The sequence below is a fragment of the Streptosporangium sp. NPDC006013 genome (genome assembly GCF_040614275.1).
Taxonomy (GTDB): Bacteria; Actinomycetota; Actinomycetes; order Streptosporangiales; family Streptosporangiaceae; genus Streptosporangium.
The window spans coordinates 1-9,419 of record NZ_JBEXUE010000398.1; the positions used below are offsets into that span (position 1 = coordinate 1).

The window sequence follows — 9,419 nt, forward strand, 5'->3', positions numbered from 1 at the left end:
CAGCGGCGTCGCGCCCGACGCCTCCAGGGCCTCCAGCCTGGCCACCAGCTCGGCCGGGTCGAGGAGGCCGTTGGACATCTCCGCCGGGCGGTGTCCGCCGGGATCGAAGCCCGGATGACGGCCCGGGGCGGCATCCCGGGGCGGCCGGTCGGGTTCGGCGCGCACCTTCGAATCCCGGTCGGCGGTACCGGGTAGCGCCCTCACCACCTCGCGAGCACCTCTTCACCGTCCCGCACGGCTCCGTGCCGGCGCGCGTGGGCGCGAGCACGGCAGGCGGACGACGCCTGGGCGGGGACGGGTCGAATCCCCATGGGCCGGAAACCGCAGGGGCCGTGCTCACGCTCCCCGTGCAATTTCGGACGGCTTTCTGCATGGCGCAGAAACTCCCTTTTAAGCATGTCCAATATCGCCTGACGCCCGTCGTCGGCACCCGATACTTCGCTAATGCCGCAAAGGTGCTCTTGTGGGCTTCCCATTTCAGAGTTTTCCGCGAGGTGCCGTCAAGGCGCCAGGCGGCGTGGCCGTCGAAGAGCGCCAGGAAGAGATCGATTTTCCCGGGGAAAAGCGGGAAGCTCGCTTCCGCCGAGGATGCGGCCCCGCGGGTGCGCGCCGCCGCGGCGGTTCCGGCGAAACCTTGTTCTGCCAGGACTTCTGTTGCCGCAGCCAGGGGGGCACCTGCGGGCTCGTGCGGGGGCACGGTCGTGACTTAACCCCAAAGGCACTGACATATCATGAGTACTTCACGTAGCACCTAGTATGTCAATAGTGGGCGCGCGCTATGAAGAGTAGAACTTGACGACCTTTGAACAAGGCGTTTACCGTTCCTGGCGGACGGTATTCATTTCCGGCGTCTCGCGCCCGGTTTCCAGAGTGGGGGGAGTGACTCTTGATGGCATATCCAGAAGTGGATTCTCGCCATGGCGACAGCCCCCTGGGCATGAGTGATATCGGTCTCAGCGACGACGACCTCGTGCTGCTGGCTGAACTCGCCAAGGGCGTCACCGTCGACAGGGTGGGCCGCCGCCTCGATATCAGCGGCCGGACCGTCAGGCGCAGGCTCAGAGGCATCTGCGACCGCATCGGTGTCGCCACGGCGATCGAGGCCGTGGCCTGGGCGGCCCGCCGCCGCCTGATCTAGGCCCTGCCCTTGGCTGTTCTGCCCACCGCGGTCCGGTGGCGCCCCGCCGCGTTGCCGTCGGGCGCCGCACCTGCGGGCACCGTCCGAGGGGCGCAAGTCTGCGGGGTGTCCGTCCGACCGGCCCTCGGCACGGCAGGATTCGCCGCCCGGCCAAGGGCCGGGCGGCTCACGATCCGTGACCGGCCCGGCTCAGCCGCTCAGTCGGCGATCCGCACCCCACCGGCGAAGGGCCGGTTGTCGATCGTGGCGATGTGGATGACGTCACCCGTCCGGGGCGCGTGGACCATCAGGCCCGCGCCGATGTAGATCCCGACGTGGTGCAGGTCGCTGTAGAAGAAGACCAGGTCGCCTGGGCGCAGGTCGTTTTTGGAGATGTGGGTGCCCGCGGTCCACTGGTTGCCGGTGTAGTGCGGCAGGCTGATGCCGACCTTCTGGTAGGCCCACATGACCAGCCCGGAGCAGTCGAAGGAGTTGGGGCCCTCGGCGCCCCAGACGTACGGCTTGAGTTGCTGGGTGAGCGCCCAGCGGGCCGCCTCCGCCGCCTTGCCGCTGCCCACGATGGGCACGTCGACCTTCACCCGGGCACCCCTGTTGCTGACGGCCCTGGTGCGCACCTCGCTGAACAGGTCGCCCTCGACCCGCGCGACCAGTCGCTCGATCTTGCTGCGCTTGCCCTCGATCTCCTCCAGGAGCACCTTGACCTCTGAGGTCCTCGCCTTGGCGCCGGCCTGAGCCCGCTCGGCGGCCTCGATCGCCCGGCCGACCTGGGCGACCTCCTCGCTCTGCTGCTGCTGGAGGGCGTAGTTGGTGGTGGCCTGGTCGAGGAAGGTGTCAGGGTCGGTCGCCTGGGTGAAGGCGAGTCCGGAGTTCAGGCCGCCGGACATGTAGTTGCTCTGCGCGAGGAGGGTGGCCTTGGCGCGCCGGGTCGCGAGCTCCGACTCGCTCGTCGCGAGGGTCTTCTTGGCGCTCTCCGCGGCTCGCTGGGCCTGCTTGAGCCTGACCCGCTCGCCGTTGTACTGCTCGGCGAGCGTGCCGATCTCCTCGTGCAGCTTCTCGGCCTGCTTGGCCAGTTGCTGAAGGCTGGGCTCGGGATCCGCCGTGGCCGAGACCAGGGGGGTGCCGAGGGTCATGATGGCGAACGCCAGGCCGATGACCGCCATGCGGCGACTCCGCCTCCGCGGCGCGCGTTCTCGACAGCGGGCGTCGCCGCCCGCGTGCTCTCCTACGCGGTCGCGCATGCGCTTCACCAACGGGCTCCTCTCCTCGGCCGCCTACCGGGTTAGCTGACGGGTTCGGGCCGGAGGCAGCCCTACCGGGTGCGCCGGTGGCACTCGGATTCACCCCGAAGGACGTGGTGGGTCCCCGGTTCCCCTGGTCGGGAGATTCGGCGGGTCAGGCTTTTACGTCTCTGACATCGAGCACGGAGATTAGTGCACTCGTGGTTCCTGCTCAACCAGAACTGCGAACTCAGTAGAGGTTTCGCAACTGAAATGTCACGGAAAGATCACATGCCAATATGATCAACATGGCCATTACGCTGCCTTTGCCTTCCTCGCGGCGGGCGTGGCGCGGGTCTTCCCAGGTCCGGGACCGTGCCAAAGATGAGCTGTGACACATTAGAGACGTCGTGCGCCCAGCGTGGTAATCCAACTACCAAGGGTCACGTGATGCCCCCGGGGCGAGAGTTAAGGATGAGCCGTAATTGAAGGCCGGAGAGGACGTACGCTGATCGGTCATGGAGCAGCTTGCGGAGCATTCTCCCGTGCCGTTCGCGAATCCCGGGAAAGAGGGGGAGCGGCGAGCCGGATCCGAGGGAGAGGAGCGGGGGTCACCCGCTCCCGGCGCCACCCCGGCGGTCACGGTCCGCCGCGCCCGCACTCCGGACGTCCGTGCCATCAGGCGGCTCGTCGACACCTACGGTGGAGCCGGCCCACGCCTGCTGGAGAAGGCCACCGTCACCCTGTACGAGGACATCCAGGAGTTCTGGGTCGCGACTGACGCGGAGGGGATAATCCTCGGCTGCGGGGCGCTTCATGTTCTCTGGGAGGATCTTGCCGAAATTCGGACCGTTGCCGTCGATCCGACCCGCAGGGGAATGGGAATCGGCCATCGGATCGTCTCGGTGCTCATCCGCACGGCCGCCGAGCTGGGCCTGCGCAGGGTCTTCTGCCTGACCTTCGAGGTCGGCTTCTTCGCCCGGCACGGATTTCAGGAGATCCAGGGCACACCCGTCGCCCCGGAGGTCTACGCCGAACTTCTCGCCTCCTACGACGAGGGTGTCGCGGAGTTCCTCGATCTGGAGCACGTCAAGCCCAATACCTTGGGAAACACCCGGATGCTGCTGCACCTGACACACGAGCCCGACTCTGATGACTTTAGAGATGACTGACTGGAAAGGTGACTGTTGATTCCTATGTCGATACCTTGTGCAGCAGCAAGCATGTGCGTCTGACATTTGCCACATGCGCAGTCTAAGTGAGGTGACGCGGTGAGCAACGGACAGCCGCCGTATCCACAGGATGATCCCGAGCGCAGTCGCACACCTTCGGGACAGCCGGATTACGGGCAGCACAACCAGGGCCGAGCCCCTGGCGAACTCGACCCCGATGTGACGATCATGGGATATCGGTCGGAGGGATCGCAGCCGAACACCGGCCCGGGGGTGGCCCAGCCCGGCTATGGTCAGCAGGGCTACGGCCAGCAGCAGGGGTATGGGCAGCAGCAGCAGTCGTACGGCCAGCAGGGGTACGGGCAGCAGCAGTCGTACGGTCAGCAGGGCGGGACGGACGCGTACGGCCAGCAGCAGGGCTATGGCCAGCAGGGCGGGACCGGCGCGTACGGTCAGCAGCCCGGCTACGGGCAGCAGGCGTCCCACGAGCAGCCCGGCTACGGCCAGCAGCCCGGTTACGGGCAGCAGCAGCCGTCCCAGCCGGGTTACGGGCAGCAGCAGTACGGTCAGCAGCAGCCCGACTATGGCCAGCAGCCCGGTTACGGGCAGCAGCCCGACTACGGCCAGCAGCCGGGCTACGGCCAGCAGCCCGGCTATGGGCAGCAGCAGTACGGGCAGCAGGGGTACGGCCAGCCTTACGGCGGTCCCCCCGGCGCTCCCGGCCCGCTCGCCGAGTGGTGGCAGCGCCTGGTGGCGCGGATCATCGACGCGATCATTCTGGCGATCCCGGGGGTGATCATCAGTGCGGTGCTGACCGGCCTCCTGGTGACGGCTCCCAGTTTCAACCTCGCGACGGGCGCCAGCACCGACGGGAGCGGCATCTTCCTCGCGAGCCTTCTCATCTCCCTGGTCAGCGCGGCGATCTACTTCGCCTACGAGTTCTTCATGATCAGTAGGGGTGGGCAGACCGTCGGCAAGATGGTCATGGGCATCAAGATCGTGCCCGTCGGCAGCACCCTGCCGCCGGGCGGGCTCAGCTCCGACGTCGCGCTCAAGCGCGGCGGTGTGTTCTTCGGCCCGCAGTTCCTGAGCTGGATCCCCCTCCTCGGCTGGATCGTCAACATCTTCAGCCTCGTGAACGTGCTGTGGCTGCTGTGGGACAAGCCCCTGCAGCAGGCGCTGCACGACAAGGTGGCCGGGACGGTCGTCGTCAAGATCAAGTAGTTCCGGGTAAATCGGGGCCGGCGGTTCAACCGCCGGCCCCGATTTCGCGCCCGGACCAGAAAAACGGAGACCGTTAGGGGTGGGTAACCGTCTCGGCCGCGGAAGCCACGGAAGCGTAAAAATCATTTGCCGTGCCATGGGCGACGCGGGGGGACTTATGATCGAGCCCCGGCGGGCTCGGCGGAATATTCGTGTTTGAGGCCGGACAAGGGGCTCAGGAGAGCCCGCAAGCCGCTATGAGACGCCAATGCCGGATCTGCCCCCGTCGAGGGTTCGCACACCAGTCATCGAATGGTGGGACCGGCCCGCCTCCCGCATCCCCGGTGACGGCCCGCGGGTTTCTCTCCTTCCCCTTCCGTCGCGCGTTCAGGGGTCTTCTCACGGAGCTGGATCATGGGTGTGTGGTGTTGCCCGGGTTGTCCCGTGAGCCCATCGTCTTTGGTGGTTATACGGTCTACGACTATGTACTCCACGCCAGAGTGGGTCGTACTCTTGGCAAGAAAGCGTTGAAGATCCGTCTTGTTCCGCAGGCTTGCGTCGCATCGGCTGCCGCCCGGGTGATGAAGCGAGCCGCTCTCCATCCGGGTGTTCTGCCGGCGGCGGACATTCTCGCGATGAACCCGCCCGCGGTGATCTCCGGTTCCGTGACAAGGCGTTGTTCATCCCGGTGGGAAGGCTCTCCCACCAGGAGCTTCGCCCCTCCGAGGCCGGTGGCGCAGCGGCCGGAGAGCGGGCGGGCATTGGTATTTCCGAAGGCGACGATGATCACCTGATCGTCCTGTCGGTTTTTCCCTGCGGCTTTACGACTGCAACCGGTAAGGCGGCTGGAGAGAAGCATTAGGCTGGAGAGTGACGGGCATGGTCGCCCCTGCTGACGCACGTCGCCGTCCGGTGGCGCTATGGTCATCTGTGGGCGGTTCCAGACTGATCGGGCGGACACCCGCGTGGCTCGGGAGTCGTCGCCAAATTTTCATGGTCTCCAGAAAGCCACCTAGCGGTACGGAGCGAGGACGAATGTACGACGTATTGTCCGCGTTGATACCTCCGGCGGTCGTCGGCGGAGCCTTCATCTTCGGAGTCGTCAAGCTACTTCGGAGTGAAGCCGCCGGTCGCCGGCCAAAACAGTCCGACCCGGCCGAGTCGCAGAACAGCTGATCCACCGGAGCGCCGACTGAGAGTGTCTCGGCCGGCTGTGAGAATCGCCGGGCTCCTGGAATTGCCGCTCTTCGATCGCGGGTATATGTTTAGCTTGCGAATGAAACAATACTCCGCGAAAGGATTGTGTAGATGGCCAAGCAGATCCAGGAGATTCTCATCGACGACCTCGATGGGGGCGAGGCCAATGAGACTGTCGCCTTCGCGATTGACGGCACCAGCTATGAGATTGACCTGAGTGACGTTAACGCGAAGAAGCTCCGCGACTCCCTGTCGCCTTTCGTGCAGAGCGCCCGTCGTTCCGGCGCGCTGGCACCCCGCCGCCGCCGCGCGGGTGGCGCGCGGGCACTCACGCGAGAGAAGAGCGCCGACATCCGGGCATGGGCGAAGTCCCACGGCCTTAATGTCAGCGAGCGCGGTCGAATCGCCTCCAAGATCGTCGAGCAGTACGAAGCGGCTCACTAGATCGGCTCAGTGGATCGAGTGAATCATGCGGTTATGGCGGTCACGGTGGGGTCCGGTGGCGGCCATGACCGCATGATGTGTTTGTCTGGTGGACAAACGTCGTTCGCTTGCGGCGTAGCGGGAACATCCCACCCCCCGTAAGTAGTTGGATGGAGGGTGAACGCCCTGCTCTCGGGGAACGTCTTCTGCATAGAGCGGTCGCCGGGTCGGGGCTACCATGCGGGATGACAGGGCCCGGATATCCCGGACCTGCCTGACCGCTCTGTGAGGAGCGACGAGATGTTCGAGAGGTTCACCGACCGCGCACGGCGGGTTGTCGTCCTGGCCCAAGAAGAGGCCCGGATGCTCAACCACAACTACATCGGTACGGAGCACATTCTTCTTGGCTTGATCCATGAAGGTGAAGGCGTTGCCGCCAAGGCTCTGGAGAGCCTCGGCATCAGTCTTGAAGGTGTGCGTCAGCAGGTCGAGGAGATCATCGGCCAGGGCCAGTCCGCGCCGTCGGGGCACATTCCGTTCACCCCGCGTGCCAAGAAGGTCCTTGAGCTGTCCCTGCGCGAGGCGCTGCAACTGGGTCACAACTACATCGGCACCGAGCACATCCTGCTCGGCCTCATCCGTGAGGGCGAGGGCGTGGCCGCCCAGGTGCTGGTGAAGCTGGGCGCCGATCTCAATCGGGTCCGCCAGCAGGTCATCCAGTTGCTCCACGGCTACCAGGGCAAGGAACCGACCGCCGCCGGCGGTCCGGCCGAGGCCGCTCCTTCGACCTCTCTGGTGCTTGACCAGTTCGGCCGCAACCTGACCCAGGCCGCTCGCGAGGGCAAGCTCGATCCGGTCATCGGCCGGGAGAAGGAGATCGAGCGGGTCATGCAGGTCCTGTCCCGCAGGACCAAGAACAACCCGGTCCTGGTGGGTGAGCCCGGCGTCGGCAAGACCGCCGTTGTGGAGGGCCTGTCCCAGAAGATCGTCAAGGGCGAGGTGCCCGAGACGCTCAAGGACAAGCAGCTCTACACCCTGGACCTGGGCGCCCTGGTGGCGGGTTCGCGCTACCGCGGTGACTTCGAGGAGCGCCTGAAGAAGGTCCTCAAGGAGATCCGCACCCGCGGCGACATCATCCTGTTCATCGACGAGCTGCACACGCTCGTCGGTGCGGGCGCCGCCGAGGGAGCGATCGACGCCGCCAGCATCCTGAAGCCGATGCTGGCCCGAGGCGAGCTGCAGACCATCGGTGCCACCACCCTGGACGAGTACCGCAAGCACCTGGAGAAGGACGCGGCGCTTGAGCGGCGTTTCCAGCCGATCCAGGTGGCCGAGCCCAGCCTCAGCCACACGATCGAGATCCTCAAGGGTCTGCGGGACCGCTACGAGGCCCACCACCGTGTCTCCATCACCGACGGTGCCCTGGTGGCCGCCGCGCAGCTGGCCGACCGCTACATCAGCGACCGGTTCCTGCCGGACAAGGCGATCGACCTCATCGACGAGGCCGGCTCGCGCATGCGCATCCGCCGCATGACCGCGCCGCCGGACCTCCGCGAGTACGACGAGAAGATCGCCAACGTGCGGCGCGACAAGGAGTCCGCGATCGACGCGCAGGACTTCGAGAAGGCCGCCGCCCTCCGGGACCAGGAGAAGCAGCTCCAGCTCAAGCGCGAGCGCCGCGAGAAGGAGTGGAAGGCCGGCGACATGGACGTCGTCGCCGAGGTCACCGAGGAGCTCATCGCCGAGGTCCTGGCGACCGCCACCGGCATCCCGGTCTTCAAGCTCACCGAGGAGGAGTCCCAGCGACTGCTCCGCATGGAGGACGAGCTGCACAAGCGGATCATCGGCCAGGACGACGCCATCAAGGGTCTGTCCCGCTCGATCCGCCGCACGCGCGCCGGTCTGAAGGACCCGCGCCGCCCCGGTGGCTCGTTCATCTTCGCCGGTCCTTCCGGTGTCGGTAAGACCGAGCTGTCCAAGGCGCTGGCCGAGTTCCTGTTCGGGGACGAGGACGCGCTGATCATGCTGGACATGTCGGAGTTCATGGAGAAGCACACCGTCTCCAGGCTGTTCGGCTCGCCTCCCGGCTACGTCGGATACGAGGAGGGCGGCCAGCTCACCGAGAAGGTGCGGCGCAAGCCGTTCTCGGTCGTCCTGTTCGACGAGATCGAGAAGGCCCACCCCGACATCTTCAACTCGCTGCTGCAGATCCTGGAGGACGGTCGTCTGACCGACGCCCAGGGCCGGGTGGTGGACTTCAAGAACACCGTCATCATCATGACGACGAACCTGGGCACCCGGGACATCTCCAAGGGTCAGGGGGTCGGCTTCGCGAAGAGCAACGACGCCGAGTCCAACTACGACCGGATGAAGTCCAAGGTGCAGGAGGAGCTCAAGCAGCACTTCCGGCCGGAGTTCCTCAACCGTGTCGATGACATCGTGGTCTTCCACCAGCTCACGCCGAAGGAGATCATCCGCATCGTCGACCTGATGCTGGCCCAGGTGGGTCTGCGTCTGAAGGACCGCGACATGGGGATGGAGCTCACGCAGGAGGCCAAGCAGCTGCTGGCCGACCGTGGCTACGACCCGGTGATGGGCGCCCGCCCGCTCCGTCGTACGATCCAGCGCGAGCTGGAGGACAGCCTGTCGGAGAAGATCCTGTACGGCGAGCTCCGTCCCGGCCAGATCGTGAAGATCGGGATCGAGGGCGAGGGCGAGAACGCGAAGTTCACCTTCGTCGGTGAGGACGCGCCGGTCGACCGGGTTCCCGACTCGGCCGCCGCCATCGCGGAGCCGATCCAGAACTAGGCCCAGAACCGGGCGTCGTCTGAGAATCGGTCAGGTGGTGCCTCGCAAGGTTGGCGGAGGTCACCGCAGCACGCTGCGGTGACCGTCGACAACCCGGCGAGGCGTCGTCCGTCCGGCCGCGGTAGGCGGAAGATCCAAGGCGCAGGACCCCGGGCATGGCCCGATCCCCCTGACCCAGGCCCGAGGTGGCCGATCGGCTCCCGGTCCGAGCCCGAAGCAGGCCGATCTACCTCCGGGAAGCCGGATTTTCGGGTATCCGGC

Annotated in this window: 8 protein-coding genes and 1 riboswitch; of the genes, 6 read left to right on the forward strand and 2 right to left on the reverse strand. The window is 66.2% G+C overall.

Annotated features, from left to right (window positions below):
• A partial coding sequence (locus ABZ260_RS39060; protein ID WP_355627586.1) for a hypothetical protein occupies nt 1-204 on the reverse strand: 204 nt, incomplete at its 3' end.
• A gap of 733 nt (nt 205-937) precedes the next feature.
• On the opposite strand from ABZ260_RS39060, the gene ABZ260_RS39065 reads away from it, so the two are divergent.
• Entirely contained in the window at nt 938-1,138 is a 201-nt protein-coding gene (locus tag ABZ260_RS39065) for a LuxR C-terminal-related transcriptional regulator (protein WP_030905642.1), read from the forward strand.
• A 197-nt stretch (nt 1,139-1,335) separates the two neighbouring features.
• Here ABZ260_RS39065 and ABZ260_RS39070 read toward each other — a convergent pair whose 3' ends face one another.
• Nucleotides 1,336-2,298, reverse strand: coding sequence for an NlpC/P60 family protein (locus ABZ260_RS39070; protein ID WP_355627588.1), 963 nt, complete (start codon nt 2,296-2,298; stop codon nt 1,336-1,338).
• A 92-nt stretch (nt 2,299-2,390) separates the two neighbouring features.
• A riboswitch (cyclic di-AMP (ydaO/yuaA leader) is annotated at nt 2,391-2,538 on the reverse strand.
• Nucleotides 2,539-2,873: 335 nt separating this feature from the next.
• On the opposite strand from ABZ260_RS39070, the gene ABZ260_RS39075 reads away from it, so the two are divergent.
• The 5 genes from ABZ260_RS39075 to ABZ260_RS39095 all read left to right on the forward strand — a co-directional run bounded on the left by ABZ260_RS39075 (nt 2,874) and on the right by ABZ260_RS39095 (nt 9,158).
• The gene (locus ABZ260_RS39075) at nt 2,874-3,527 is read left to right on the forward strand and encodes an amino-acid N-acetyltransferase (RefSeq protein ID WP_355627591.1); all 654 of its coding nucleotides are present in this window, start codon (nt 2,874-2,876) and stop codon (nt 3,525-3,527) included.
• Between the two features lie 228 nt (nt 3,528-3,755).
• Complete coding sequence (locus ABZ260_RS39080) at nt 3,756-4,751, forward strand: RDD family protein (RefSeq protein ID WP_355627592.1); 996 nt, start codon at nt 3,756-3,758, stop codon at nt 4,749-4,751.
• 401 nt (nt 4,752-5,152) lie between these two features.
• Nucleotides 5,153-5,524: a hypothetical protein gene (locus ABZ260_RS39085; RefSeq protein WP_355627595.1), complete on the forward strand. Its 372-nt coding sequence runs from the start codon at nt 5,153-5,155 to the stop codon at nt 5,522-5,524.
• 514 nt (nt 5,525-6,038) lie between these two features.
• The gene (locus ABZ260_RS39090) at nt 6,039-6,371 is read left to right on the forward strand and encodes an Lsr2 family protein (RefSeq protein WP_012895497.1); all 333 of its coding nucleotides are present in this window, start codon (nt 6,039-6,041) and stop codon (nt 6,369-6,371) included.
• A 279-nt stretch (nt 6,372-6,650) separates the two neighbouring features.
• Nucleotides 6,651-9,158, forward strand: coding sequence for an ATP-dependent Clp protease ATP-binding subunit (locus ABZ260_RS39095; RefSeq protein ID WP_355627598.1), 2,508 nt, complete (start codon nt 6,651-6,653; stop codon nt 9,156-9,158).
• The last annotated feature ends 261 nt before the right edge of the window (nt 9,159-9,419 follow it).

Bases quoted from the DNA above. Each gene is read 5' to 3' on its own strand.
- ABZ260_RS39090 (WP_012895497.1), top strand. From the start codon at position 6,039: ATGGCCAAGCAGATCCAGGAGATTCTCATCGACGACCTCGATGGGGGC.
- ABZ260_RS39080 (WP_355627592.1), top strand. From the start codon at position 3,756: ATGGGATATCGGTCGGAGGGATCGCAGCCGAACACCGGCCCGGGGGTG.
- ABZ260_RS39065 (WP_030905642.1), top strand. From the start codon at position 938: ATGAGTGATATCGGTCTCAGCGACGACGACCTCGTGCTGCTGGCTGAA.
- ABZ260_RS39070 (WP_355627588.1), bottom strand. From the start codon at position 2,298: ATGGCGGTCATCGGCCTGGCGTTCGCCATCATGACCCTCGGCACCCCC.
- ABZ260_RS39075 (WP_355627591.1), top strand. From the start codon at position 2,874: ATGGAGCAGCTTGCGGAGCATTCTCCCGTGCCGTTCGCGAATCCCGGG.
- ABZ260_RS39095 (WP_355627598.1), top strand. From the start codon at position 6,651: ATGTTCGAGAGGTTCACCGACCGCGCACGGCGGGTTGTCGTCCTGGCC.